This window comes from Streptomyces rimosus, from assembly GCF_008704655.1.
Classification (GTDB): Bacteria; Actinomycetota; Actinomycetes; order Streptomycetales; family Streptomycetaceae; genus Streptomyces; species Streptomyces rimosus.
On record NZ_CP023688.1, the window covers coordinates 4,965,482 to 4,990,730 of the forward strand.

Sequence of the window (25,249 nt, forward strand, 5' to 3'; positions counted from 1 at the left end):
GAGCGGGTGTCAGGCTGGGGGTGCGGCCCGTACCGGGCCGTCGCTGGACCACGACCCCGCCCGGCGCGACGACCTGTAGTCCCGATGGAAGGATCGGGGGAGTGTCATGCCCGCTGAGCACGAGCGGGTCTCCCGTGAAGAGGAGATCACCTCCGCGTTTGTCGAACTCGCCGACACCCTGGTCGCCGAGTTCGACGTGATGGACTTCCTGCACACCCTGACCGAACGCACCACCAGCCTGCTGCCGGTGGACGCGGCCGGGGTCATCCTGCTGAACACCCAGGGCCGCATGATCGACGCGACCGCCTCCGACGAACGCACCCGGCGCCTGGAACTGGCACAGATCGAATGGCAGGAAGGCCCCTGCCGCGACTGCATCCGAACCGGCGCCCCCATCCCCGACACCCCCCTGGACACCGAGCCGGCCCAGGGGCGCTGGCCCCGCTTCACCGAATGGGCCGCCGAGCGCGGCTTCGTCGCGGCGGCCGCGGTGCCCCTTCGCCTGCGCACGACCGCCATCGGCGCACTCAACCTCTTCCGCGCCCGGCTCCGCCCCATGGACCATCCGGACCTGCGCCTGGCCCAGGCCCTGGCCGACGCCGCGACCATCGGCATCCTGCAATACCGCGCCATCCGCGACCAGACCGTCATCAACGAGCAACTCGAAGGCGCCCTGGGCACCCGCGTGGTCATCGAACAGGCCAAAGGCATGCTCGCCGAACGCCTCGGCCTGAGCCCCGACGAAGCCTTCCAGCGCCTGCGCACCCGTGCCCGCCACCACCAGATCCTGCTGACCGAGCTCTCCCGCCAGGTCATCTCGGGCAAAGCCGACCCCGAACAGTTCACCGGACCACCGTCCTAAGGCCCTGCCCCTGCCGCCGGCAGGGGCCCGTACCGCTCAGGTCGCCACAGCCGCAACCACCGAAGCCGTGAGCCGATGCCCGCACCCCGCGACCCCCCGACCAGCCCGCTGATGACCGCCCTGCTGGGCACCCTGGGCAGCCCCCCGGGACTCGGCCTGCTGCCCGCCGACCGCTGCGCCCAGGCCCTCGGCCTGACCTGCGTCACCATCTCCGCCCGCGCCGGGGCCCACGCCCCCGAACTCATCTGGCACGCCCCCGGCGACCGCCTCGGCACCGTTCTGGAAGACCTGCAGTACACCCTCGGCGAAGGGCCCACGCTGGACTGCGTACGCCACGGCCAGGCGGTCACCGAACCCGACCTGGAGCGCACCCCCGGCACCCGCTGGCCCGTCTTCCTGCCCGAGGCCCTGCACACCGGAGCCCGCGCCGTCTTCGCCTTCCCGCTGAGCATCGGGGCCGTCCAGCTCGGCGCCTTCACCGGCTACCGCACCCGCGCCGGCCCCCTCACCCTGCAACAGCACCTCGATACGCGCAGGTTCACCGACACCGCCACCTTCCTGCTGCTGGCCCTGCTGCCCGGCGCCGACGGCCGCCGTGACCCGACCACCGACCTCGCCACCCTCCACCGCGCCGAAGTCCACCAGGCCACCGGAATGCTCGCCGTGCGCCTCCGTCTGCCCCTCAACCAGGCCCTGCTCGTCCTGCGCTCCCACGCCTACATGACCGGACGCCCCATCCTCGACCTCGCCCGCGACATCATCGACCACCGCAACCCACCCGACCTGACCCCCACCTGACAGGAGGCTGACGGCACCAGCAGCAAGCCGAAGTTGCAAGGCCGGGCTGAGCAGATCCGGACGGCACCCGGCACCGCGTTCCTTCACTGCCCACTCAGCGAAGACGCACCGGTGCAGCGATGGGGAAGAACGGACCGTAGTCCTTGTCCTGTGACTGCTGTCGTCTGCCATCGAAACGTCAGTGGAGTCTGCCACTAGATGTCAGTGGTTCTGCCATGAGGTGTGTCAGTAGGTACTGGCGTCGTCGGTGTCGGCGAGGCGGAGGCGGTACCGGACGTCGTCGGCCAGTACGGCGGTGCCGTTGGCGGCACGGACCAGGAGGCCGGCGTCGAGCAGGCCGGCGACGGTGGCCGCGGTCGGTTCCTCGGTGTCGGTGGAGACGCCGCCTTCGTAGGACGCCTGGAACAGCACGGCCGCGTCCTGCTCGCTGAGGGCGTCGCGTTGTAGCGGCCGGTGGTACGGGTCTCGCGGGTCGCGCCACGGTTCGGTGTGGTTGGCGGGGTGGACCCAGTTCATCTGCCGGTCGGTGAGGACGTCCAGGCGCGGGCTGAGGGTGAAATGCCGTCCTGTGACGGGATGAGTACGCATTCGGGGCCGCACCCGCGCTGCTTTCGTCGGGGCCGATCAGCCCGCCTGGGCACCGCGTGACGGCCCGCGCCTCACGTGGCGCGCCCTGGTCAGGCGGGATCCTGGGGAGGGGCGGGTTCGGGAGCGGCGGGGATCTGGTCTGCGGCTTGGCGGGTCTGTTCGGCCTGGCGCCGGTGGGCGGTGGCCTGCTGGGGGCGGGCGTGCTGTTCGTGGTCGCGGGCCAGGGCGTCGTGGGCGTCGGCCAGCGTCAGGAGCGCGGCGGCGGCCCGCCGGCGCAGCCGGTGCAGCCGGGCTTCCAGGACTTCGCGCGGTAGCGGCGTGCCCTGGGCTGCTGCGGCCTCGGCCGTCTCCTGGTCGATGGCGTCCTGTTCGCGCTGGTCGCGGGCGTCCGCGCGGCGCAGCACCGCCTCGCTGCGATCGAGGGATGCCTGGCTGGAGGCCAGCAGGTCGCGGGAGCGGCTGATGTGCTCGTAGGCGCGCTGGCGCAAGCTGGGGGCCGGCTTGCCCAGGTCGCGGGCCCGCCCATCGACATGTTCTTCTCGTGCGTCGAGGGCGCGCTCGCGCGCGTCGGCGGCCTCCTCCCGCTCGTCTGCCACCGCTTCGCGTTCATCGGCGGTGCGCTCGCGTGCGTCGGCGGCTTCTTCCCGCTTGGTGAACAGCTGCTCGCGCTGGCCGACGGCACTTTCACGTCCGCCCTGGCCAGGCGCGGTGGCGCCGGCGTCCGGCGTGCCGTCCTGCGGTTCGGTGCCCATCTTGGCAGTATGCCCCGGCTCCGGGCGGGGTGAGCCGCGCGCAGGTCAGCCACGTCGCAGCATGGGCGGCAGCCGGGAGGGACGCGCGTGCGCGTTCTTGTCGCGTGCTGACGTTCCGCGCGAGGATGCCCTGCTGCTGTACGGCGGCTGAGCGGGGGCCCGCTTGGCCGTACCGCCGTTCCGGCAAGCAGCTCCCTGTGGTTCGGCCCAGCAGCCACGGGAGCCGCCTGTCGTGCCGAGGGGAACTGCAGCCGGCCTGTGTCAGCGGCTGTTGATCTCTTCGGGGCTGATCCTGCCTTGGAGGACGGCGAGCGCCGTGCCCAGCAGGGTGCGGCTATGGCCGAAGGCATGAGCCCGCAGCCGCAGGATCGCCAGCTCCGACGTCATGTCCAGCCGTTCGGTGAGCGTGCCGGTGGCCTGGTGGAGGTGGGCGAAGGGAAGATTTTCCAGGGAGAAGAGCCAGTCAGCGGAGTCAGCGGCGGCCAGCGCGATGACATCGGCCAGGCCCAGCGCATGATGCAGCTGCCCAGGCTCCATAGGTCCTGGGGTTTTGCGATGGCCGATCAGCGCACCGATGGCCAGCTCCTCGACGAGGAGGGGGAAAGCGAACACGGCGCGCACCCCCAACGCCTCGATGCACGCCGGAAGGCCGGGCCAGCGCGACGTGGTCAGGTCTGCCACATCCGGCACCAGCACCATCCGTGCGGTGCGTACGGCATCCCGGCCGGGGCCTTGGCCCTGGACCCGTTGCAGATCCTCCAAGGGGCGGGCCGCAGGGCCCCAGCAGTGCACCGCCTCCGGGTCCAGGGAGCTGGCCCCGCAGGCCAGCAGGATCGACAGTCCGTCCAGTCCCAAACCGTGGGCGCACGCCTGCAGCGGAGGAGCGCACAAGTCGAAGTCCCCCAGCACAGTGGAAAGCTCCGGGGCCCGGTCCGCCGGCGGCATCTGCTGATCGCGCTGACGCATTTGCCGTGTCTGCTTACGTACCTGCTCGGCCCACCGCCGCGTCTCCTGGGCCTGCTGCCGCGTCTCCTGGGCCTGCTGCCGCATCCGTAATGCCTGCTCCTTCATCTGCCGGGCCCTTGCCTGCGCCTTCTGTGCCGCCATGCACAGGACGACACCTCGCTGGAATCCCGATTCCAGCCGCGCATCCGCACCGAGTTCGAATCCAACTTCCCCGGTCATCGGTCTTCCTGACATCCGGGCGGCTTTATGGACCCCGGGCATACGGGCCGTGTCGCCCCGGCTCCGGCCGCGAAGGCTGGTTATTACGCGCCGGTCGCCCGGCGTAACGGGGACCTGTCGAAGGGGGAAGCGGTCAACGTGCCGTCCAGCACCCACCGGGCCACCTCGTGCAGGGCCACCTGATGCGCGCGGGCATAAGAGCGCAACAGCGCGAACGCCGCATCAGGGGTGCACTCTCTACGCTCGCTGACCTGCCCCTTGGCCTGTTCGATCAGGACCCGGCTCTGCAACGCGCCCTCCAGCTGACCGCAGACCCGCAGGGCTTCCTGATGCCGTAGCCCCTGGGCACACGCCATGGCCAGAAACCGCACCTCGGTGAGGCAGTCCTCGGGCACGAGCCGTTCATCGAGGTGATAGACCACCACAACGCCCCGACCCCTGTCGGCCAGGGGCAGTGCCACCGTGGTGACCGCGCGCACGCCGACGGCCGACGCGGCGGCACCGAACCCGGGCCAAAGAACCCGTCCGGCACTCTCCAGCCCCACCCCGGTCAACGGCGTGCCCCGGCGCAAGGTGTCCCTCCCCGGACCGGGCCGCCTGCCGCCCTCCTCCCGCGCCAGCCGCGCCGCCAGCGGCCCACTGTCCCCGCAGTCCCACCCGCCGCCGCGTGCCCGGGGTGCCTGCACCAAAGCCGCCGCCTCCGCCGAAACCCCCACAGCCAGCAGCCGGTCCCGCACCAGGCGCGCCAGCACGCCCAGCCGCTGGGACGCACTCTGCGCCGAGCTGGCATCCGACAGCCTCAGCACCGTGATGAGCAAGTCCTTCGGCAGCCCTCCCCTCCCCTCCCCTCCCCTCCGTACTGCGAGCGGTGTTCGAGCAGCTCGGCTCCATTGCGAATCCTTTCCGCTGCTTCCGTTCCCGTCAGCGAGCCCCTGTGAACCGGCCCGACCCAGGCGCCGTCGGCACGCGAGACCATTTTCCTACGGAAATCTTCCCGACACCCGGCCTCCAGCCGACTTTCCCGGAAGTCTCCTCAGCGCACCGTGCCCGCCGCCAGAGCTGGCCCAGCGGTCGCCATCCGTCGCCCAGGTGTACAGGACCGGCGCCGAATGCCTGGTCAGCCGTCCGCCATGCGTGAGCGATGCGTGAGCGGACGGCGTGACACAGGCCGGTCCGGTGGTGGACCTGGCGTCAGCCATAGGCGCTGTGACCAGGGAGAACTGGACTCCGGCGGACTACGCGGGATCGTCGGTCCCGTGTTCGTCGGGTCTTTTAATCCATTGGTTCAGGGTTCGAGCCCCTGATGGCCCACCAGGTACGCGCCGGAGGCGAGCCCTCCGGTCCGCCCCACGACGCCCCCGCCGGGAACTTCCTGGCGGGGGCGTCGTCGTGTTTCCGGGGCGGGCGCCCGCCTTCGCAGGGGCGTGCGACGACGGACAAGCGCCCTCGGGATGCGCCGCGGGCCCTCCGCCCGCCTCCGGCCCGGTTGACCCGTACGGCCCAATCTGATTCGCCGCCCGGCGCGGCAGCGGAAAACCTGGGGACGGCGACGGTGTTCGTACGGGTCGGACGGGCGCGCGGGAGTGGGAGGCAGGCCGGTGCGGGTGCGTCGAGGCGGCAGGGTCCGTACGGGCGATCGGGAGCGGCGGCGGCGCCGCTCCGGCATGTCGCCGTTCGGGCAGCGGGTCGTCTGCTGGCTGCCGCTGATCCTGCTGGTGGCGGGGCTGATCTTCGACAGCGGTACGCCCGAGCGCTACACGGCCGCGCCGTTCTTCTCCGCCGCGCCCCTGGTGGCGGCGCCGCTGTACTCGCTGCGCAGTACGGCCGTGACCGCGGTGGCCGCCGTCGCGGCCGAGACCTGGGTCGTGACGTACCACGGAGGGCGGGACACGAACCAGTCCTTCACCGAGGGGCTGACGGTTCTGGTGGTCGCCATCCTGGCGCTCGGTATCAACCGGGTCGTACGGATGAGCGACGCGCGGCTGGCCTCCGTACGGGACGTCGCGGAGGCTGCCCAGCGGGCCGTGCTGCCGACGCCCGCGGAGCGGATCGGCGGGCTGGCGGTCGCGGCGCGCTACGTGGCGGCGCAGGCGGACGCCCGGATCGGCGGCGACCTGTATGCGGTCCAGGACACCCCGCACGGCGTACGGTTGATCGTCGGCGACGTACGGGGCAAGGGCCTGGAGGCCGTGGAGGCCGCGGTGATCGTCATCGGGGCCTTCCGCGAGGCCGCCGAACAGGAGGCCAGTCTGGAGGCCGTGGCGGGGCGGCTGGAGCGCGCGCTGCAACGCGAAGGCAGCCGGCGGGAGGGCCTCGACCAGTTCGAGGGGTTCACCACGGCCGTACTGGCGGAACTGCCCTCGGACGAACACGCCGCCTTGCGCGTCCTCAACCGAGGCCATCCGGCACCGCTGCTGTTCGCGCCCAACGGTGAGCTGTGCGAGCTGACACCGAAATCTCCCGCGCTGCCGCTCGGCATGAGCGAGGTGGCGGGCTGGCCGGACCGGGCGGACGAGACGGCCTGCCCGGCGGGCTCGATCCTGCTGCTCTTCACGGACGGCGTGACCGAGGCCCGCAACCGCGACGGGGTCTTCTACGACCCGGTGGCGCGGTTGGGTGGCCGGGTCTGGTCCGGTCTGGGTCCGGAGGCGCTACTGGACGCGTTGGTGGAGGACGTGGCAGCGCACACGGGCGGGGAGACGGCGGACGACATGGCGCTGCTGGCCGTGCAGCGGCCGATGCGGGGGTGAGCGGCGTGAGCGTAGCGGTATGGCCTCTTGCGGCCGGAGGGGCGCCTTAGGGGCTCACAGCCACTGCACGCTCTGGCCGTGCTGACCGGTCAGGGCGACCGGCCGCTCGTCGAGGGCCAGGGTCAGCAGCCGTTCCGTCGTCGGCAGGGGGTGCACGAGCCGGTGCGGGACGATCCACGGGAGAACGGGATGGTGCTCGTTGGAGATCCAGTGCCCGGGGCCGTGCCCGAGGCGGTCGCGCTCCTGTAGTACGGACCGTACGAGCCGGGCGAACTCCTCGCGGCGCTCCAGGGGGAGGTACGCCAGTACGGAGGTGTGGAAGACGACGAGCGTCGCCCCGGGCGGCGCCTCGGCCGCCAGCGCGGGCAGCGTGTCGATCAGGTCGCCGCGCACCATACGGGGGCGCGGCGCGGACCGTACCGCCTCTCTGGCGGCCCGCTGGCTCCGTAGGCGCTCGTCGGTGGCGCCCGGCCAGATGAGGGCCTCCAGCCAGCGGACGTCGTCGGGGTCGGCCGGGTCGAGGGGGTTGAGGTCGATGCCTGCGCGCCAGGCGATGTCCGGGACGCGGTCGGGTACGGGGGTGCCCGGCCCCGTACGGCAGCGCAGGACCGCCGAGCTGTCCGGCGCGCCGAACTCCGGCCGCTCGTCGTAGCGGTAGCGATAGCGGTCCGGGTAGAGGCACAGGCCCGCCGACGCGCCGACCTCCAAGAGCGCGAGCGGCTGCGGCAGCCGGGCGAAGAGGGGGAGCAGGGTGGCGCAGCGGGCCGGCTCGTTGGTCTGCGTCCGGCGCCGCATGATGACGGCGCTCACCTCGTCCCAGTGGCGCAGGGTCCACTCGCGCCAGCCGCGGTACGCCGCGTCGCCGCGCGGGCCGTGCTCCGCGTAGGGGCCGTCGAGGTAGCGGACGGCGGCGAGCAGGAGGTTGGGCTGCTGCTTCTCGCCGTCCGGCAGGCAGCGCGCGAGGTGGGCGCAGAACTCGGGATCGTGGCCGATCCGCGCGGCCAGCTCCTCGTGGGCGTCGGACTGCCCGCGCGCCTGATACCAGGCGAAGTTCACATATCGATCCGCCAGTGCCCGCGCGCTGTTGACGACCATGATCAGACGTTACTGCCCATACGGAGCGTCATCGTCTGGCCCCCTCACGCATAACGACTCCCGCACAATCGGGGATTTCAGGTTTGAAGATCGTTTTTCAAGTTGCCCTGATTTCATACTTGATGGGGCGTAAGTCTGGGCCAAAGCCACCACAAAATGACCTCGGATTCGCCCGAACGCTTGGTATCCGGCCGCGGAGTCTATTACAGTCCGATAACGGAGCGCGGTCGTCCCAGCCGTCGCAAGAGGCGGCACCGTGCGCCGACGCCGAATCCCGTCAGCAGGTTCACAACTGAATCACCGTTGGACCACCGCTGGACCGGCCTGCGCCCCGGTGCCGGACCGGCGTGAGTCCCGGGAACCGGGCAACCACCACCTCGGGGTGTGCCGGACGGCCGCCGATCCGTACCCCTCCGTGCCCATCGGAACCGTCCGTCGCAGGCCCAGGAGCCCGTCCTGCTCCGCACGTCCCAGCGCCCGACGCTCTGGGAGGGCCACCGCCGGCGCCGCCCGGCCCGGTAGGCGGCCCCACCGCTGACCCGGTAGGCGAGAGGAAGGAAAGGAGTGCGCCCCCGTGGCGTCCAACAGCCCTGCCGGCTCGGTCCCCGAGGTGCCTTTTGGTGCTGCCGGCGCGCCATCCGCCGCCGCCTCGCACACCTCCGGCATACGCATCGTGCCCCAAGCGACCGCCGACCCCGGCGCGTTCGAGGTTGACGCGGTGAGCGCCGTTGGTACGGCCGGCGCCCCCTTCGACTCCTTCGAGGAGTGGAACCCGACCGAGGACTCCGTGCGCCCCGTACGCGGCAAGCACCGCGTCATCGGCAAGCAGCGCGGCGGACTCGCCCGCGGCGGTACGGTCCTGGGCGTCGGCGTCATCGCGGCGGTGGGCGCCGGCGGCATGGCGTCGGCCGAGGACCGGCCCCCGGTACCGGTGTCGATGCCCGACCTCGGCGGACTCGCGGACGACCTCGCGGCCCAGCTGCCGGAGGTCACGTCCCTGCCGGGCATCGGCGACCTGATATCCGGCGCGCCGGACTCCCCGGGCCCCGACGGCGTCACCGAGGCGTCCGCCGGCCCCCTCACCCGGGCCGGCCTCAGCCGCAGCGAGGCGGAGCAGGGCAGAGGCGCGGGCGAATCGCTGCGCGACCGCATCCTCCAGCAGGCCGACCGGCAAGAGAGCGCCGCGCAGGACGAGGAGCGCGTGGCCGCCGAGCAGGCCGTCGGCGAACAGGCCACGCGGGACGCGGCGGCGGACCGGCAGGAGGCCGACAAGGCCGGGGCCGCCAAGGGGGCAGCGGAGCGCGAGGCGGAGGCGGCGGCCCGCGCGAAGGCGGAGGCCGAGCGCCGCGCCCAACTGGCCCGCAGTTACGTATCGCCCCTCACCTCCTACACCCTCACCGCCGGCTTCGGCCAGGCGGGCGACCGCTGGGTGGCCAACCACACCGGACTGGACTTCGCCGCCCCCACCGGCACCCCGGCCAAGGCGGTTCACGGCGGCACGATCACCCAGGCCGGCTGGACCGGCGCGTACGGCTACCGCATCGTCCTCACCACGGACGACGGTACGGAGCTGTGGTTCTGCCACCTCTCGTCGATCGTGCGTGCCTCCGGCAAGGTCGCCGCCGGCGAGGTCATCGGCCGCGTCGGCGCCACCGGCAACGTCACCGGCCCGCACCTCCACCTGGAAGTACGTCCGGGCGGCGGCGCTCCGGTCGACCCGAAGCCGTGGCTGCGGGAGCACGGGCTCGACGTCTGAGGCGGGTGTGGGGGCGGGGCCCACCTCTCTTCCCGCCCCTTCCGCCCCTTCCGCTCTTCCCTTCCTCCCCCCTCCGACCTGGGCATTCCGTGTGCTTTGGGCGGCGGATTGCTTTGCGCGGCGGTGTCCGGGCACTCGGATGGATGCGCCGCCGGGGTGAACCGGCCCCGGCCCGGTCCAGGAGGGTGCGATGAAACCGAACGACAAGGCGGGGGCGGGGAACGGCGGCGGGGCCGCACCCGGTACGACCGCGGACCGGAACACGGGGAACGCCGGCCGCGCGGACAAGCACACCACCCCCACTGCCAACACCCCCACCATCACCACCGACGTCCCCGCCCGCCTCGACCGGCTGCCCTGGTCCCGTTGGCACTGGATGGTGGTGATCGGCCTCGGCACGGTGTGGATCCTGGACGGCCTGGAAGTGACCGTCGTCGGCAATATCGCCGGCCGCCTTTCCGAGCAGGGCAGCGGTCTGCCCATCTCGTCCGCGCAGGTCACAGGCGTCGCCGCGGCCCTGTACGTGGCGGGGGCCTGTTCGGGCGCGCTGTTCTTCGGACGGCTCACCGACCTCTTCGGCCGCAAGAAGCTGTTCTTGATCACGCTGGCCGTCTACCTGGCCGCCACCGCCCTGACCGCGGTCTCCTTCTCCTCCTGGTGGTTCTTCGTCTTCCGCTTCCTGACCGGCTTCGGGATCGGCGGCGAGTACGCGGCGATCAACTCGGCCGTCGATGAGCTGATCCCGTCGGCCTACCGGGGGCGCGTCGACCTCCTCATCAACGGCAGCTTCTGGCTCGGCGCGATCGGCGGATCCCTGCTGTCCATCGTGATGCTGAACACCGCGATCTTCCCCATGAACGTCGGCTGGCGGCTGACCTTCGCGCTCGGCGTCGTCCTCGGCCTGGTCATCCTCCTCGTACGCCGCCATGTGCCGGAGAGCCCACGCTGGCTGTTCATCCACGGGCGGGGCGAGGAGGCGGACCGGCTCGTCGCCTCCATCGAGAAACAGATCACCGACGAGAAGGGCGCGCCGCTGCCCGAGCCCGAGGGCGAGATCACCATCCATCCCCGCAAGAGCATCGGCTTCACCGAGATCGCCCGCACCGTCTTCTCGCGCTACCGCCGGCGCGCCATCCTCGGCCTCGCCCTCTTCGTTGGCCAGGCGTTCCTCTACAACGCCGTCACCTTCGGCTTCGGCGCCATCCTGACCGCGTTCTTCGACGTGCCGACGGCGAGCACCGGCTACTACTTCGCCGTGATGGCGGCCGGGAACTTCCTGGGCCCGCTGCTCCTCGGCAAGCTCTTCGACACGGCCGGCCGCCGCATCATGATCTCCGGCACCTACCTCCTCTCCGGCGCCCTCCTCTTCGCCACCGCCTGGCTCTTCTCCGCGGGCCACCTGACCGCCACGACGCTCACCGCGTGCTGGTGCGTGGTCCTCTTCTTCGCCTCGGCCGGCGCCAGCAGCGCGTATCTGACCGTCTCGGAGATCTTCCCCATGGAGACCCGGGCCATGGCCATCGCCTTCTTCTACGCGGTCGGTACGGCCGCGGGCGGCATCAGCGGGCCTTTGGTCTTCGCCGGCCTGACCGAATCCGGCGTGGTCGCCGACACCGCACTCGCCTTCTGCATCGGCGCCACCTTGATGTGCCTGGCCGGCCTCACCGCCGCCCTACTGGCCGTACGCGCCGAACGCCGCTCCCTGGAAAGCATCGCCAGCCCGCTGTCCTCGGCCCCCGGCACCTGACCCGGCCTTCGTGCCCGTGCCCGAGCCGGCCTGTTTGCGCCTTCTTCCCCTGCCCGGCTGCGGTGCCGCACCTTCCGGCCTACGTTGGGAAGATCATGACCGATACACATACACAGAAGACCCTCGGCTCCCTGTCCGTCTCCCCGCTCTCCCTCGGCGGCAACGTCTTCGGCTGGTCCGCGGACGAGCCCCAGTCCTTCGCCGTGCTGGACGCGTACGTCGAGGGCGGCGGTAACTTCATCGACACCGCCGACGTGTACTCGGCCTGGGTGCCCGGCAACAAGGGCGGCGAGTCCGAGACCGTCATCGGCAACTGGCTCGCCTCCCGCGGCAACCGCGACCAGGTGGTCATCGCCACCAAGGTCGGCGCTCACCCGGACCACAAGGGCCTGGCCCCGGCCACCATCAAAGCCGCCGTCGACGAGTCCCTGACCCGTCTGCGCACCGACTACATCGACCTCTACTACACCCACTACGACGACGAATCCCTCGACGTCTCCGACTTCCTCCCGGTCCTCGACGAACTCGTCAAGGCCGGCAAGGTCCGCGAGATCGCCGCCTCCAACATCTCGGCGCAGCGCCTGGAAGCGGCCCTGACCTTCTCCGCCGACGAGAACCTGGCCCGCTACGTCGCCGTACAGCCCCACTACAACTTGGTTTCCCGTGAAACATACGAGGGGGAGCTGGCCGACACCGCCGCGCGCCACGGCCTCGGCGCCGTCCCGTACTACGCCCTCGCGTCGGGCTTCCTGACCGGCAAGTACCGCCCGGACAGCGACGTGAACAGCGTCCGTTCCGAAAAGGCCGCCCAGTACCTGTCCACCGACCGCGGCCGCAAGGTCCTCGCCGCCCTGGACACCGTGGCCGCCGCCCACCAGGCCGAACACGCCACGGTCGCCCTCGCCTGGCTGGCCGCCCAGCCCACGGTCACGTCCCCCATCGCCAGCGCCCGCACGGTCGACCAACTCCCCGCCCTGCTGGCCCTCTCCGACCTCCACCTCACCAACGACGACCTGACCCTCCTCAACGAGGCATCGGCCTGACCACCGAAGACGCGAAAGCGGGTGGCCACGTACCCAGTACGCGCCCACCCGCTTGCGTCTTGCGCCGGTGAAACCTGCCTACCCGGCCTACTTCCCACCCCGATCAGCAACCGCCCAGGAGGCAACCCCCACAACCCCCGCCACCGCAAACACCGACGGCCAGGCCCCCACCTTCTTGGCCAACGGATGCGACCCGGCAAACGCCGCCACATAAGCCCCACTCAACACAACAGCAGCCTTCGCCCCGGCTTTCCGCTCCCACTCCCGAGCCGCCACAGCCCCCGCAACAGCCAGCGCCACCCCACCCAGCGGCCGCTTTTTGGTCCAGCGGGCTACGGCGTAGCCACCTACGAGCCCAGTAACAGCAACCAAGGAACTCGGCACCCGAGCCATGAGCAGTACCTCCACGTGAGAGACAAACCGACTAGCTCTTTGACCTTACGCCTGGGCCCTGATCGCACTTTCGTGAAGGGGGCGCAGCATACTCAGGTCGTTAGGACGCTACATCTGATGAAGGTCAGCCCCAGCTCGCTTCTCGAACCTTGTCCAGGAACAGTCGCCACGTTCCCCGCGGGAAGGCGAGTACGGGGCCCTCCGTGTGCTTTGAGTCACGCACCAGTATCGCGCCAGCCAATATGGAGGATGTCTCTATGCAGTTGCCTCCCGACCCGTTGCTGTAGCTGCTCTTGTGCCAGATAGAGGGCGAAACCTTATTCATCAGGTGAGTCCTTACGCCATAAGCTGTCTGATCACGCTGTTTGATCGCCGCGGGCTCAAGGAGAGTGCACGCAAGTTGTCGAAAGATCGCGTGTAGCGTGCGACATCATCCGCCTGCTCAAGGTAAACCGCGTCGGTCAAGCCATCGCGATACACGATGTCAGGATCCTCCTGCTCGGGGAAGCCCAAGATCGTGTATGCCCCCGTGGCGGGGTAGCTTCCCGCGTCGAATGGCAGAACCTGCACCGTGATGTTGCTCAACTGGCTCACGCACAGCAGATGTTCGTACTGAGCGCGCATCGCCTCCTTATCGCCAATTGCATGCCGCAGTGCACTCTCGTGCACGATGGCCCAGAGGGAGGGGGCGCTTGGCCCAGTGAGCAAGGACTGTCGTTTCATGCGTACGGCAATCATGCGCTCCACGTCGCCGGGAGGGGACTGTGACGTTGCCAGGTGTAGCTCTCGCGCGTAGCTCTCTGTTTGCAGCAACCCGGGAATGAACTCGCATTCATAGGTGCGCAGACTGGAAGCGGCTGCTTCGAGCCCGACGTACACCGAGAACCATGAGGGAACGGCCGACCCGTACGCATGCCACCAGCCTCGGGTCTTGGACTGCTTCGCGAGCTCCTTCAGTAGCTCGCGTAGATCATCACTGGTCTCGTAGAAGCGACACAGCGCGTCAACATCCGATGGCTGCACCCTGCCCTGACCGGTTTCCAGCCGGTTGACTTTGGAACCGCTCCAGTCCAGCGCTTTCCCCACGTCGTTGCAGGTCAGCTTGTTGTCTTCGCGAAGTCGTTTGAGTTCGATCGCAAGTCGGCGACGGCGTGCAGTGGGTGAACCAGCCATGGCGAACCTCCCTGTGGCGTACGGAGGTTCAGTCTCCCCGTCGCATCCAGCAGGGCCAATCACTCGTTGGAGCGAATCCCTTCGTGCACATTGCATATCGGGATGCGCTCCTGTCACTCTCTCACGCAGAGCGACCAACCGCGCTCGGTGATCACCCTTGGTGGCCACCTCGGCGTGCGCCATGCGAGGGAGCTGATCCCATGTACTTCAACCACCGCACCTCACGGCCTGAGTGGTCCAGCAACTTCATCGCCAAGCCTGAAGTGGTCCCCGACTTGAGGCGACTCGTCCGTGCTCGCTTGGAAACGTGGGGGCTTGCAGAAATCGAAGACACTGCCGAGCTCTGTGTTAGTGAGCTGATCACTAACGTGATTCATCACGTCGGTTCGGGAACCCCCGTCACCCTTTCCGTCACGCTGAGCGCAGCTCACCTGCGTATCGAGGTCCGAGACCCTTTGCGTGAGAGGCTTCCCGTGCTCCTCTCCTCCGTTGGCTTCTCGGAGACGGGGCGTGGGCTCGGGCTCGTTGGCGCCATGGCGGATCGATGGGGAGTCGTTCCTACAGCCACCGGAAAGACCACCTGGTGTGAGATCGCTTCGCTCGTCGATGCGCCCTGTGACGGTGCGTGTTGTCCGGAGCTTTCCAAGGCTGAAGCGCTGCTCACTCTCTACGACTGCGTACCGTCGCAGGGCACCGCACTGAATGGTCGACTTCGCGTCGCTGCAAGTGAAGAGGCCGCGATCGCACTGATTGTTGACCTTCTCTACTGGCTTCGTGCTCACGGCCGCGACCCGGAGGAAGTTCTCGACCGGGCGCAGATGCACTTCGAAGGCCGGCTGGGAGGTGTGGCGCAGTGGAGTTGACGGATGTGGTGGTGGCAAAGGTCGCTGAGGAGTACGGGGTTGACGTCGCGAGCTGTTGTGACGCGCTCGACGTGGAGCTCCTCGTCATGGCGGCGCAGGCAGCAGGGCTGCTGGAGGGCGTCGTGGTGCATCAGCTGGTGCCAGTCGACGCCCAGGACGACAGCTTCGTTATTGCGGTGTTCGTAGGCCCGGGGGTAGCGGCCGTGTCCTTTCCCGTACACGTACGGGAGGTGATCCCAGATCGCCGTACCGAAGTCCCAAGCGCTCTTCGGCACGCACTGGGGAGGCTGCAGGGGATCGCAGGCCAGGTGGTGGCGGATCATGCTCGATGGAGCGGACGCACCGAAGAGCCGCAGGAGAACGGTTCTTGAGGTGTGTAAGTTGACACACTGTCGTCCGCCTGAGTGCCATGGTCAGCCTGCTGTTGACATCATCTGTGGATGGCGAAGGCGAGATCGGCAAACCCCGCATATTTTGGACACCCCCCGAACGTTGTTGAGGGGCAGTGGTTCGAGGGGCATACGGCGCTGCACGCAGCACGGGTGCACCGGCGTCCCCGCATGGGAATCGCCGGAACGGCAAAGGGCGGCGTCGACTCCATCATCCTCTCGGGTGGCTACATCGATGATGTCTACGGAGACAAAGAGATCATCTATACAGGCGAAGGCGGGCTCGATAGGAGCGCCAGACGCCTCGTAGCTGACCAGACCATGAGCTCACCGGGCAACGCGGGCCTGCTGCTGAACCAGGCGCTCGGATACCCGGTCCGGGTGATCCGTGGGCTGGGAATCAAGAGGGGAAAGGCGACCAAAGGATACGAATATCGTGGTCTCTACCGGGTGGCAGATCACTGGATGACCATAGGGAAGGATGGCTTCCGGATCTGCCAGTTCAAGCTACTGAAACTGGGGCCTGGCGAAGAAGCACAGCCGCGACCAGTAGATCCTGTTGAAGGTGAGACGACCAGCCTTGAGGAACAGGTGCGTCGGGTGGTCGCGCGTGAGCAACGTATTCGTGACTCGAAGGTCGTCGCAGAAGTCAAGGAGATGTACGACAACGCGTGCCAGATCTGCGGGACCCGTCTCGTAGTGTCGCCGGGCGGCGATGCGTACAGCGAGGCAGCACACATCCATGCCCTGGGAAAGCCGCACGACGGCCCTGACAAGACATGGAACGTGCTGTGCCTCTGCCCAAACTGTCACGTGCTCTTCGATCGAGGAGCGCTGCAGCTTACTGATGACTTCGACGTCATCGACGGCCTCACTCAGAAGTTCGTCCGCGCGTTGCACCGAAAGAAGGAGCATCATCTGCGCGTGGATTGTGTGCGCCAGCACCGGGGCCGTTGGGCCAATCGGGAGGAAGAGTCGGTGGTCGCGGAGGAAGCTGAAGCCGACTCCGTTGACGGACAGGCGGAGCTTCCGCTCTGATCCGACGTCCTCGTCATACGTGGGGTGAGTGAGGCCCCGGCGGCTACCGCCCGCATGTGGCGGAGTCAGGCTGCGGGCGGGGAGCCGTCGTGGGGAGGGCGGGGGCTGCTGGGGCCTGGGGCATTTTGGGGTGCTGGTGGGATGCGTATGGCCGAGGGGGACGCCATGGGGTGTGGCGGGCTCTGGGGCGTGTAGAGGGGGCGGTGGGTGGTGTGCAGTGCCTGCAGCAACGCTGGGTGGGCCACTGGTTTGTGTTGCCACAGGTGGTTCAGGAGGGCTTGTTCTTGGGTGGGGAAGGTGGGGGTGGGGCCGGTTCGGTGGGCTTGGCGGCGTAGGAAGGCGAGGGTGGTGGCTGTGGCGGCGTATTCCGTTACTGCGCGGGCGGCGGTGGGGCCTTGGGTGCGGCGGGCTATGTCGCGGGCCACCGAGCGGGTTTTGAGGGAGGACAGGGAGATGGGTTCGGTGGGGGAGAGCCAGCCGGTGGTGACGTACGGGGGGAGGTAGGTGCGCAGGGCGAGGAGTTCGCGGTGGCGGGCCCAGACGGCGAGCCAGGTCAGGGCCGCGAAGACGGGCAGCATGAAGAGGCCGTAGACGGTGAGGAAGCCGAGGTCGCCGAGGGTGGTGGCGGCGTTCCAGATGGCGTGCAGGAGGACGGCGGTGGCCAGGCCGAGGAAGGGCAGGGCCAGGCGTAGCGGGCGGCGGTGCGGGTAGCTGGTGGCGGCTATGCCGAAGGCCAGGCCCGTGAGCATGGTGAACAGCGGGTGGGCGAACGGCGACATGATGATGCGGACGAAGAACGTGCCCGCCGTGAGGGAGTCGAGCCCGGTGTGGCCGAGGGACTGGTCCTGGCCGAAGGCGTTGCCCAGATAGAGGATGTTCTCGGTGAAGGCGAAGCCGGTGGCGGTGATGCCGGCGAGGACGAGGCCGTCCGTGACGCCGGCGAAGTTCTGGCGGCGGAAGAGGAAGAGCAGGACGACCGCGGCGGCCTTGACGCTCTCCTCTATGACCGGGGCGAAGACGGTCGCGCCCCAGGTCTGGGCGTCGTCGGGGGAGAGGGTGGAGAGGTTGTTCTCCAGCCAGTTGGTGGCCAGACCGTTGGCCAGGAGCGCGACGAGGGTGGCGGCGCAGGCGCCCCAGGCGAAGGCGAAGACCAGGTTGCGGCGGGGTTCGGGGTCTATGCGGTCCAGCCAGCAGAAGCCGGCTATCAGGACGGGTACGGGGAAGACGGCGAGGCCGAGACCGACGAGGAAACCCTGCGTACCGGTCTGCTGGCGGACCATCGCCAGGATGATCACGCCGGAGAGGGCGAGCAGGGAGAACAGGGCTATGGCGCGCGCTGTTCTGCTGTGCCAGGGCGCCGGGCGGCGGCGCGGGGCGTAGTGCCACTGCGCCGCCGCGGGCGACGCGGCGGAGGCGGCGTAGCGCGGATCGGGCGCGTACGCCGGTTTCGGCGGAAGCGGAGGCGGCTGCGGCGGATTCACCCATCGACCCTAACCACCGCGGGGCGGGCTATGCCGGGCGCCGCCGGAAGAGGAGGTCGTGGACGACGTGGCCCTTGTCCAGGCCCTGCCCCTCGAATTTGGTCAGCGGGCGGAAGTCCGGGCGCGGGGCGTAGCCGGAATGCAGGTTTTCGAGGGTCGGCTCGGCGGAGAGGACATCGAGCATCTGCTCCGCGTACGGCTCCCAGTCGGTCGCGCAGTGGACCAGGGCGCCGGGCGCGAGCCGGGTCGAGGCCAGGGCGATGAACTCGGGCTGGATCAGGCGGCGCTTGTGGTGGCGCTTCTTGGGCCACGGGTCCGGGAAGTAGACGCGCAGGCCGGCCAGGGAGGCGGGGGCGAGCATCTCGCGGAGCAGGATGATCGCGTCGCCGTTGGCCACGCGGATGTTGGACAGGCCGTTGCGTTCCGCGAGGCCGAGCAGGTTGCCCTGGCCCGGGGTGTGGACGTCGCAGGCGAGGATGCCGGTGTCCGGGTCGGCGGCGGCCATCTGCGCCGTGGCCTCACCCATGCCGAAGCCGATTTCGAGGATGACCGGGCGGCCCTCGAACATCTCGTTCAGGTCGATCCTGGAGAGGCCGTCGATGTCCAGACCCCACTTCGGCCACAGGCGCCGCAGCGCGTCGGCCTGCCCGGGGGAGACCCGGCTGCGCCGGGGCTGGAAGGACCGGATCCGCCGCTCGTGGTGAGATCCGGCCGGGTCGGCCGCGGGGCCGGTGCCGTCGGGGAACATCGGCTCGGTGCGCGGGCGCGGGCGGGTGTCGTCCCGGGGGACGGGCGCCTCGGCCGCTTCCGCGGACCGGTCGGTCGCGGGCCGTGGAGTGGCGTCGGGGGCGGACTCGGCGGCCGCACCGGACTCGGCGGCAGGGCTGGATTCGGGAGTGGCGGGGTTCTCGGACACAGTGGGTCGATTCTACGGGCGGGGTCGGGTGTGGGGTCGGGTACGGGGACGGTGGCGGCACACGGGGGCGGGCACGGGGGTACGGGGCCGGTGGCTGTCGGAGGGCGGCGCAGATGGTGGCGGCGTCGGCGCCTTCTCGGCCGGGCTCCGCCTCCTTCGTAGCCGGATGCTGCCCCCTTCTCAGCCGGACGCTGTCGCCTCTTCCCCAGCTGGACGCCACGTCCCCCAGCCAAGCGGAGCCGTCTCTTCCTCGGCTGGTCGTCACGCGCCCTCAGCCGGACGCCACGCCCCCCTCAGCCAAACGCCCCTCCAGCATCCCCAGAGCCCGCCCGGCTATCTCCCTGCCAATGGGGAGGGAGGCCGTGGCCGCGGGGGACGGGGCGTTCAGGACGTGGACGATGGACGGGGTTTCCGTGATCAGGAAGTCGTCGGCGAGGGTGCCGTCGGGCAGGACGGCCTGGGCACGTACGCCGGCGGGGGACGGCCGTAGGTCCTCCTCGCGGATCGCCGGCAGCAGACGGCGGACGGCCTCGGTGAAGGCGCGGCGGGAGAGGGAGCGGTGCAGTTCGCCCGCGCCGTAGCGCCAGTGACGGCGGGCTATGTGCCAGGAGCCGGGGTACGCCAGGGTGCCGGCCAGGTCGGCGGGGCGGACGGTGCGCCAGTCGTACCCCTCGCGGGCGAGGGCCGGGACGGCGTTCGGGCCGATGTGGACGGAGCCGTCGATCCCACGGGTGAGGTGGACGCCGAGGAACGGGAACGCGGGGTCGGGGACCGGGTAGACCAGGCCGCGCACCAGGGAGGCGCGGGCCGGGGCGAGGGTGTGGTACTCGCCGCGGAAGGGGACGATGCGCATGCCCGGCGCGTCGCCCGCCAGGCGCGCGATCCGGTCGCAGTGCAGACCGGCGCAGTTGATCAGGACGCGGGCGCGGAAGACCGTGTCGGAGGAGGCGGGGGCGGAGGAGGCGCGGTCGAAGGAGGCACGCAAGGCGTCGGCGGGCGTGTGAGGCGCGTCGCCGAACGCACGCTCCGCATCGGTGGGCGCACAACCCGCCTCACCCGGCACGCGCTCGGTATCGGCAGGCGCACGACTCACCTCACCTGCCACCCGCCCCGTATCGGCAGACGCACGCCCCGCCCCACGCCCCGTATCCACAGGCGTACGCGCCACACCACCGGCAATGCGCCCCGCCCCCATCCCCCCACCCGAAGACACCCGCACCGCCACCCGCCCCGCCCGCCGCCCGATCGCGGTGACCTCGGAGCCGTACACGATGTGTGCGCCCGCTTCCGTCGCCAGGGTGGCCAGGCAGCGGGCCACCGCGCCGAAGTCGGTGATGCCGGTTGTGCCGACGTGGATGGCGGCGAGGCCGCTGACCTCGGGTTCGTACTGTGCGATCTGGGCGGGGCCCAGTTCGCGTACCGGGATGCCGTGCTCCCGGCCGCGCTGGATCAGGCTGTGCAGGCGGGGCAGCTCGGCGCGGTCGGTGGCGACGATCAGCTTGCCGGTGACCTCGTGGGGGATGGCGTGGTCGAGGCAGAACTTGACCATCTCCGCCGAGCCCTGGAGCGCGAAGCGGGCCTTCAGGGAGCCGGGCGGGTAGTAGATGCCGCTGTGGATCACGCCGCTGTTCCGGCCGGTCTGGTGGCGGGCGGGGCCGGGCTCCTTCTCCAGGACCACCACCCGGGCGCCGGGGGCGGCGCGCGTGATCGCGTAGGCCGTCGAGAGCCCCACGATCCCGGCACCGATCACCAGCACATCGCAGTCGTACGCCATCACAGCACCTCCCCTGGAATCAGACGTATCCCATCATGACCGGGGGGTCTGACAACGGGCCGGGCGCGGGGCGTGCGGGCCGTGTCCGGGCCCGCACATCCCCGGCTACGCCGGCGCCACCAGCAGAGGGCGCGCCCGTTCGCGCAGTTCCACCACGCGGGGCTCGTCACCGTACGGCTCCAGGCGGTGCAGGAGGTCGCGTACGTACTCGGTCGTGCGGGCCGACGAGATGCGGCCGGCCACCTCGACCGCCCGGGTGCCGGCCGCGCAGGCCGCGTCCAGATTGCCGGACTCCAGCTCGGCCACCGCCGAGACGACCAGCCGCAGGCCGTGCGAGCGGACGTACTCCTCCGTCGGGCGGGAGAGCGCCTGCTCCGTGAAGCGGCGGACCTGGCGGGGAAGCCGCAGGTCGCGGTAGCACTCGGCGGCGTCGGCGGCGAAGCGTTCGTAGGAGTAGAAGTCCAGCCAGGACGGGTCGGGGTCGCCCTCGCGGGAGCGCTCCAGCCAGCCTTCGGCGGCCTTGAGGGCCACCTCGCAGGCGCGCGACTCGTTGGCCTTGGCCTGGGCCCGCGCCTCGACCAGGCGGAAGAAGCTCATGGTGCGGGCCGTGGCCAGACCGCGGTTGCGCTCCAGGGCCGCCTGCGCCAGGTCGACGCCCTCGTCGGCGAAGCCTCTGTAGGTCGCCTGGAGTGACATCGAGGCCAGGACGTATCCCCCCAGCGGGACGTCGGCGGCGGCACGGGCCAGGCGCAGCGCCTGGATGTAGTACCGCTGGGCCGCCTCCTGCTGGCCGGTGTCGAAGGCCATCCAGCCCGCGAGCCTGGTCAGTTCGGCGGTGGCCCCGAAGAGGGCTCTGCCGACCTCGTCGCTGTACGAGGCGAGGAGCAGCGGCGCGGCGTCCACCCGCAGGCACTCGGGCACCATCGAGGAGCGCCAGTCTCCGCCGCCGTACTTGGAGTCCCAGCGGCGCGCGTCCTCGGCGGCCTCCCGCAGCTTGCTGACGTCGCTGTGCCCGACGTGCAGCGGTGCGGTGTCCCCGGGGGCGCCGTCCTGGACACCCGCCGAGCCGTTGCCGTTGCGTACGTCCCGCAGGTCGGTCGCTTCCCGGGCGACCGAACTGTCGGCCGGGGATATCAGCCACCGGGATGCGGGTGTCGCGTACGCGCTCACCGAGAAGGATCCGGCCAGGCTCTGCCAGATGCCTCCGCCGCCGCGGCGTCCGGCCAGGTCGAGGCGGTACAGCTCGGTCGCGGAGCGGACGGCGGCGCCCACGTCGCGCGGGAAGGCCAGGCCCACTTCCGGGGCCGGGTCGGCGTCGGCCAGCCCGATCTCGTGGAGCGGTACCGGCCGGCCGAGCTTGCCGGCTATCGCGGCCGCGATCAGATGGGGCGCGGCGCCCTGCGGCACCATGCCCTTGGACACCCACCGGGCGACCGACGTCTTGTCGTAGCGAAGCGTCAACCCGCGCTGCGCCCCGAGGTCGTTGACCCGGCGGGCAAGCCCGGCATTGCTGATCCCCGCGAGGGCGAGAACGGTGCCGAGCTTCTCATTCGGCCCGCGTATATCCCTTGACATGCGCACCCCTCGACACAGCGACGGCCGCCCCGCTACCCCGGGGCATGCGTCCACCCAGAGTAGTTCGCCGAATCCCGACCGTTAAGTGCCGATGTCCCGGATGGCGGGTTTCAAGTCCAAGCGGGTGTAGGGGGTTTGGCATGTGCTCCGGGTACGTGTTGCCGTGCGCCCGTGTGTGCGCGCTGGCCGCTGCGGGACGGGAGCGCTTCCATGGGATGTGCGTGGGTCGGCCCGCTGCACTGGATCCAGTGGGCTGGGGGACACCGCCACCTCATTCCCCGCGGGTGGCGGTCCGGTCCGGGGGGCGAGTCCCGCCTCCCGGACTGTCGCATGTGCGGGACGGGCCCGTCGAGTCGGCCTGGAGGGCGTCCGCTTGGCTGTGGCGGTCGGGAGGGCGCCCGGCCGTTCGGTAGGGGGTGGATGGGGCGTTCGTGGCCGTACGGGACGGGGGCCGCGAGCCGGCCGGCCGGCCCCGGGCGCGGGGTGGCCGGTGGTCGGCCGGTATCGGGCCAACCGCGGTGCGTGCCACAGATTTTGGCCGAAAATCGCCGTACGGCAGGGTGTCGGCGGGGCGAAACGATCGCCTGGCGCGTGTCTCCGGGACGGTGCCGAACCCTTGTCACCTTCCGCCACCTCCCCGCCTCCGGGCCAAGGGCCGCGAAGGGCCCTTCTTACACCACCGCGGCCCCCTCGGGGCACCGCGCACCCGGAACACGGCCCGAACGCATGCCGGACCCGGCACGCGCGGGCCCGGTAACGTCTTCCGAACACCCCCGTACACAGGCTCTCTTTGGCGCCTCCCGAGCGCCCCTGTCGTGGCAGCATGGTCCGCGCAACAGCTTGGCAACGGCTTGGCAATCCGCTGTGCGGGGCGGCGGTCCGGTCCACCCTGCCGACCACCGGGGACGCTTCCCGGGTGGGCCGGCTTCCGCGGCGGCGGAGGGACGGGGGCCGCCCGGCGGCGGCGAAAAGGGGTGGAGGCGGCGATGCGCTGGTTGGTGGGGTGGAGCAGTACCGCCACGGGAGCGGTCCCCACCGAGGAGGCCCGCACGCTCGTCCCCGTGGGCGCGCAGCTTTTGTGGGGCGACCCCGACCCGCTGTGGGCGGTCGGCGACTGGCGCCCCGACGAGGTGCGCGTGGTCCAGGCCGACGCGCAGACCCGGCTTGCCGTCTTCGGGGTCTGCGGCGCCACCGACGACCAGCTGCGCGTCGGCCTCTTCGCGGCCCGTGGTGGCGCGCTGCGCCACCTCACCGCCTGGCCCGGCAGCTACACGGCCGTCGTCCAGGTCGGCCGGCGCGTGACGGTCACCGGCGACCTGGCGGGCGCCCGGCCGGTCTTCCACACCCCGTGGGCGGGCGGTACGGCGTACGCCACCGCCGCCCTCCCGCTCGCCGACCTCATCGAGGCGGGCCTCGACATCGGGCATCTGGCCGCGCTGCTGGCCTGCCCGGACGCGCCCGAGGCGCTGGGCGCGGGCACGCCGTACGAGGGCGTACGGCGGGTACCGCCCGGCCACGCGCTCGTCCTGCGCGGCGGCAGCAGCGACATCACCTCGTACGAACCGACGGCCTCGCTGGCGGTGGCGGCGCCCCAACTGCCGCCCGAGCAGGCCGTCGACGGGGTGCGGGACGCGCTGATCGAGGCCGTACGGGCGCGGCTGACCGGGGTCCGGCACGCCCCGGACCCGGACGGGCCGGGCGGGCTGGACCCGGGCCCGGTGCCGGGCATGGGGCCGGCCGAGCGGCGGGCCGCGCGCGGCGCCCCGGCCCCCGGCGTCGGCGCCGACCTTTCCGGAGGGAGTGCTTCCGCCACTCTGGCGCTGCTCGCGGCCGGGCTGCCGGGGGTGCCGGGCACGGTCAACGGGCGCGGTGAGCGCCTGCTGGCCGTCACGTTCAACGACCGCGCCACCCACGGAGGACAGTCGTACCGCGAAGCCGAATTGGAGCGCGCCCGGAGTATGGCCGCCAATCCGCGCCTCCGTCATGTGGTCGTCGCGGCGGGCGAGGAAGCCCTCCCGTATGCGGACCTGGAAAACGGGCCGCTCACGGATGAGCCGGGCCCGTCGCTGATCACCGCCGGTCGCCATCGGCGGCGCCTGCTGGCGGGGAGCGCGGATCACTTCGTGGGCGCCGGCGCGCGGCAGGTCCTGGACGCGCACCCCGCGCGCCTGGCCGACCTGCTCATGGACCGCCGCAGGCGCCACCTGCTGCGGCCGGTCACGGCGCTGGCCAGGGCCGACGGGCCGCTGTCGCAGTCCGCCCTGGTCCCGTTCACCGTCTACCGCGCGGCCCGGAAGCTGGCCCGTACGCCCTACGCGGCGGGGATCGCCGAGACGGCGACGCGCCTGAGAGAGCGGCAGTTTTCCGACGAGGCGGCGGTCGGCGGAGCGGTGGACGCCTCGCTGGCGGCGCTCTCCTGGTGCCGGCCCGGGCCCGCGGCGCGGTGGCTGACGGGGGAGGCACTGGCCGAAGTATCGGTTCGCCTCACGTCCGCGGCCGACCGGTCGCCCGCCGTGGGGCGGCCCGGGGAGCGCCGGGCGCGCGCCGCGCTGGCCCGGCACGCCGCCGACCACCGGATCTTCGAACAGGCCGCCGAGGTACGGAACCAGCGGCTGCACGCGCCCTTCCTGGACAACCAGGTGGTGCTGGCCTGCCGCGCGCTCCCGGACACGCTCCGCGTGCAGCCGGGGGCGCGGGCGGCCGTGCTGCGCGCCGTCCTGTCGGGCGCGGGCGTCCGCGACCTGCCGCCCGGCTGGGGTGCCACCTCGCACCTCACGCACGCCGCGGCCGTACGGGCGGGCCTGCGCACCTCGATCGGCGACGTGGTCGGCCTCTTCGACACCCCGCTGCTCGCCGACGCGGGCCTGGTCGAGGCGCGCGTCGTACGCAAGGCCCTGCGCGCGGCGGCCGAAGGCGCCCCGCTGCCCCTGGACGGCCTCGCCGAACTCGTCTCCACCGAGCTGTGGCTCCGCCGCCTGCTCGCCCGGCGCGGCACCTGCTGGACCGGCACGGCCGCGCCCCGGCGGCGCGCGGTGGCGGGCGGGGTGACGCCCCGGCCGAGTCTTTGAGAA

Annotated in this window: 22 protein-coding genes; 10 read left to right on the forward strand and 12 right to left on the reverse strand. The window is 71.1% G+C overall.

The features are described from left to right. The first annotated feature begins 106 nt into the window (after positions 1-106). Positions 107-862: a GAF and ANTAR domain-containing protein gene (locus CP984_RS21110; protein WP_003980599.1), complete on the forward strand. Its 756-nt coding sequence runs from the start codon at positions 107-109 to the stop codon at positions 860-862. Positions 863-937: 75 nt separating this feature from the next. Then, entirely contained in the window at positions 938-1,660 is a 723-nt protein-coding gene (locus CP984_RS21115) for a GAF and ANTAR domain-containing protein (RefSeq protein WP_003980600.1), read from the forward strand. Positions 1,661-1,885: 225 nt separating this feature from the next. On the opposite strand, the gene CP984_RS21120 is transcribed toward CP984_RS21115, so the two are convergent. The 4 genes from CP984_RS21120 to CP984_RS21135 all read right to left on the reverse strand — a co-directional run bounded on the left by CP984_RS21120 (position 1,886) and on the right by CP984_RS21135 (position 5,003). Then, positions 1,886-2,248 (reverse strand): hypothetical protein, encoded by a 363-nt coding sequence (locus CP984_RS21120; protein WP_003980601.1) that lies wholly within the window; start codon positions 2,246-2,248, stop codon positions 1,886-1,888. 89 nt (positions 2,249-2,337) lie between these two features. After that, positions 2,338-3,000, reverse strand: a complete 663-nt coding sequence (locus CP984_RS21125; RefSeq protein ID WP_003980602.1) for a hypothetical protein — start codon at positions 2,998-3,000, stop codon at positions 2,338-2,340. Positions 3,001-3,261: 261 nt separating this feature from the next. After that, the gene (locus CP984_RS21130) at positions 3,262-4,185 is read right to left on the reverse strand and encodes a GAF domain-containing protein (protein ID WP_003980603.1); all 924 of its coding nucleotides are present in this window, start codon (positions 4,183-4,185) and stop codon (positions 3,262-3,264) included. A gap of 83 nt (positions 4,186-4,268) precedes the next feature. Next, on the reverse strand, positions 4,269-5,003 hold the full coding sequence (locus CP984_RS21135; protein WP_003980604.1) for an ANTAR domain-containing protein: 735 nt from the start codon (positions 5,001-5,003) through the stop codon (positions 4,269-4,271). A gap of 846 nt (positions 5,004-5,849) precedes the next feature. Here CP984_RS21135 and CP984_RS21140 point away from each other — a divergent pair. After that, on the forward strand, positions 5,850-6,935 hold the full coding sequence (locus CP984_RS21140) for a PP2C family protein-serine/threonine phosphatase (protein WP_003980605.1): 1,086 nt from the start codon (positions 5,850-5,852) through the stop codon (positions 6,933-6,935). A 54-nt stretch (positions 6,936-6,989) separates the two neighbouring features. Here CP984_RS21140 and CP984_RS21145 read toward each other — a convergent pair whose 3' ends face one another. Next, complete coding sequence (locus CP984_RS21145) at positions 6,990-8,030, reverse strand: DUF2332 domain-containing protein (protein WP_003980606.1); 1,041 nt, start codon at positions 8,028-8,030, stop codon at positions 6,990-6,992. A 574-nt stretch (positions 8,031-8,604) separates the two neighbouring features. Between CP984_RS21145 and CP984_RS21150 the strand changes: the two genes are divergently transcribed. The 3 genes from CP984_RS21150 (at position 8,605) to CP984_RS21160 (ending at position 12,576) form a co-directional block, all read left to right on the forward strand. Beyond that, positions 8,605-9,786, forward strand: coding sequence for a M23 family metallopeptidase (locus CP984_RS21150; protein WP_003980607.1), 1,182 nt, complete (start codon positions 8,605-8,607; stop codon positions 9,784-9,786). A 190-nt stretch (positions 9,787-9,976) separates the two neighbouring features. Continuing rightward, complete coding sequence (locus CP984_RS21155) at positions 9,977-11,533, forward strand: MFS transporter (RefSeq protein ID WP_003980608.1); 1,557 nt, start codon at positions 9,977-9,979, stop codon at positions 11,531-11,533. Between the two features lie 95 nt (positions 11,534-11,628). After that, positions 11,629-12,576, forward strand: a complete 948-nt coding sequence (locus CP984_RS21160; protein WP_003980609.1) for an aldo/keto reductase — start codon at positions 11,629-11,631, stop codon at positions 12,574-12,576. A gap of 87 nt (positions 12,577-12,663) precedes the next feature. Here the strand turns inward: CP984_RS21160 and CP984_RS42130 are convergent, their stop codons facing one another. The 3 genes from CP984_RS42130 to CP984_RS21175 form a co-directional block, all read right to left on the reverse strand. Continuing rightward, positions 12,664-12,969 carry a hypothetical protein gene (locus CP984_RS42130; RefSeq protein ID WP_003980610.1) on the reverse strand — a complete coding sequence of 102 codons (306 nt, stop codon included), beginning with the start codon at positions 12,967-12,969 and terminating at the stop codon, positions 12,664-12,666. A 124-nt stretch (positions 12,970-13,093) separates the two neighbouring features. Next, positions 13,094-13,294 (reverse strand): DUF397 domain-containing protein, encoded by a 201-nt coding sequence (locus CP984_RS21170; protein ID WP_003980611.1) that lies wholly within the window; start codon positions 13,292-13,294, stop codon positions 13,094-13,096. A gap of 11 nt (positions 13,295-13,305) precedes the next feature. Beyond that, positions 13,306-14,142, reverse strand: a complete 837-nt coding sequence (locus tag CP984_RS21175) for a helix-turn-helix domain-containing protein (protein ID WP_030180736.1) — start codon at positions 14,140-14,142, stop codon at positions 13,306-13,308. A 200-nt stretch (positions 14,143-14,342) separates the two neighbouring features. Between CP984_RS21175 and CP984_RS21180 the strand changes: the two genes are divergently transcribed. The 3 genes from CP984_RS21180 (at position 14,343) to CP984_RS21190 (ending at position 16,432) form a co-directional block, all read left to right on the forward strand. Next, the gene (locus tag CP984_RS21180; protein ID WP_003980614.1) at positions 14,343-15,005 is read left to right on the forward strand and encodes an ATP-binding protein; all 663 of its coding nucleotides are present in this window, start codon (positions 14,343-14,345) and stop codon (positions 15,003-15,005) included. Then, positions 14,996-15,376 (forward strand): hypothetical protein, encoded by a 381-nt coding sequence (locus tag CP984_RS21185; RefSeq protein ID WP_003980616.1) that lies wholly within the window; start codon positions 14,996-14,998, stop codon positions 15,374-15,376. Before CP984_RS21180 ends, CP984_RS21185 begins: the two co-directional genes overlap by 10 nt. Positions 15,377-15,445: 69 nt before the next feature. Then, positions 15,446-16,432 carry a YDG/SRA domain-containing protein gene (locus CP984_RS21190; RefSeq protein WP_003980617.1) on the forward strand — a complete coding sequence of 329 codons (987 nt, stop codon included), beginning with the start codon at positions 15,446-15,448 and terminating at the stop codon, positions 16,430-16,432. 65 nt (positions 16,433-16,497) lie between these two features. Here CP984_RS21190 and CP984_RS21195 read toward each other — a convergent pair whose 3' ends face one another. The 4 genes from CP984_RS21195 to CP984_RS21210 form a co-directional block, all read right to left on the reverse strand. After that, positions 16,498-17,913 (reverse strand): PrsW family intramembrane metalloprotease, encoded by a 1,416-nt coding sequence (locus CP984_RS21195; RefSeq protein WP_003980619.1) that lies wholly within the window; start codon positions 17,911-17,913, stop codon positions 16,498-16,500. Positions 17,914-17,941: 28 nt separating this feature from the next. Beyond that, complete coding sequence (gene trmB / locus CP984_RS21200) at positions 17,942-18,829, reverse strand: tRNA (guanosine(46)-N7)-methyltransferase TrmB (protein WP_003980620.1); 888 nt, start codon at positions 18,827-18,829, stop codon at positions 17,942-17,944. Between the two features lie 271 nt (positions 18,830-19,100). After that, the gene (gene lhgO / locus CP984_RS21205) at positions 19,101-20,603 is read right to left on the reverse strand and encodes an L-2-hydroxyglutarate oxidase (protein WP_003980622.1); all 1,503 of its coding nucleotides are present in this window, start codon (positions 20,601-20,603) and stop codon (positions 19,101-19,103) included. A 105-nt stretch (positions 20,604-20,708) separates the two neighbouring features. Continuing rightward, entirely contained in the window at positions 20,709-22,178 is a 1,470-nt protein-coding gene (locus CP984_RS21210) for a hypothetical protein (protein ID WP_003980623.1), read from the reverse strand. Positions 22,179-23,164: 986 nt separating this feature from the next. Between CP984_RS21210 and CP984_RS21215 the strand changes: the two genes are divergently transcribed. After that, positions 23,165-25,246, forward strand: a complete 2,082-nt coding sequence (locus CP984_RS21215; protein ID WP_030180742.1) for an asparagine synthase-related protein — start codon at positions 23,165-23,167, stop codon at positions 25,244-25,246. Positions 25,247-25,249 lie beyond the last annotated feature (3 nt).

Coding starts and splice junctions, on each gene's coding strand:
- CP984_RS42130 (WP_003980610.1), bottom strand. CDS start 12,969: ATGGCTCGGGTGCCGAGTTCCTTGGTTGCTGTTACTGGGCTCGTAGGT.
- CP984_RS21125 (WP_003980602.1), bottom strand. CDS start 3,000: ATGGGCACCGAACCGCAGGACGGCACGCCGGACGCCGGCGCCACCGCG.
- CP984_RS21180 (WP_003980614.1), top strand. CDS start 14,343: ATGTACTTCAACCACCGCACCTCACGGCCTGAGTGGTCCAGCAACTTC.
- CP984_RS21215 (WP_030180742.1), top strand. CDS start 23,165: ATGCGCTGGTTGGTGGGGTGGAGCAGTACCGCCACGGGAGCGGTCCCC.
- CP984_RS21155 (WP_003980608.1), top strand. CDS start 9,977: ATGAAACCGAACGACAAGGCGGGGGCGGGGAACGGCGGCGGGGCCGCA.
- CP984_RS21170 (WP_003980611.1), bottom strand. CDS start 13,294: ATGAATAAGGTTTCGCCCTCTATCTGGCACAAGAGCAGCTACAGCAAC.
- CP984_RS21145 (WP_003980606.1), bottom strand. CDS start 8,030: ATGGTCGTCAACAGCGCGCGGGCACTGGCGGATCGATATGTGAACTTC.
- CP984_RS21130 (WP_003980603.1), bottom strand. CDS start 4,185: ATGACCGGGGAAGTTGGATTCGAACTCGGTGCGGATGCGCGGCTGGAA.
- CP984_RS21140 (WP_003980605.1), top strand. CDS start 5,850: ATGTCGCCGTTCGGGCAGCGGGTCGTCTGCTGGCTGCCGCTGATCCTG.
- CP984_RS21115 (WP_003980600.1), top strand. CDS start 938: ATGCCCGCACCCCGCGACCCCCCGACCAGCCCGCTGATGACCGCCCTG.
- CP984_RS21175 (WP_030180736.1), bottom strand. CDS start 14,142: ATGGCTGGTTCACCCACTGCACGCCGTCGCCGACTTGCGATCGAACTC.
- CP984_RS21110 (WP_003980599.1), top strand. CDS start 107: ATGCCCGCTGAGCACGAGCGGGTCTCCCGTGAAGAGGAGATCACCTCC.
- CP984_RS21210 (WP_003980623.1), bottom strand. CDS start 22,178: ATGTCAAGGGATATACGCGGGCCGAATGAGAAGCTCGGCACCGTTCTC.
- CP984_RS21190 (WP_003980617.1), top strand. CDS start 15,446: ATGGCGAAGGCGAGATCGGCAAACCCCGCATATTTTGGACACCCCCCG.
- CP984_RS21160 (WP_003980609.1), top strand. CDS start 11,629: ATGACCGATACACATACACAGAAGACCCTCGGCTCCCTGTCCGTCTCC.
- lhgO (WP_003980622.1), bottom strand. CDS start 20,603: ATGGCGTACGACTGCGATGTGCTGGTGATCGGTGCCGGGATCGTGGGG.
- CP984_RS21120 (WP_003980601.1), bottom strand. CDS start 2,248: ATGCGTACTCATCCCGTCACAGGACGGCATTTCACCCTCAGCCCGCGC.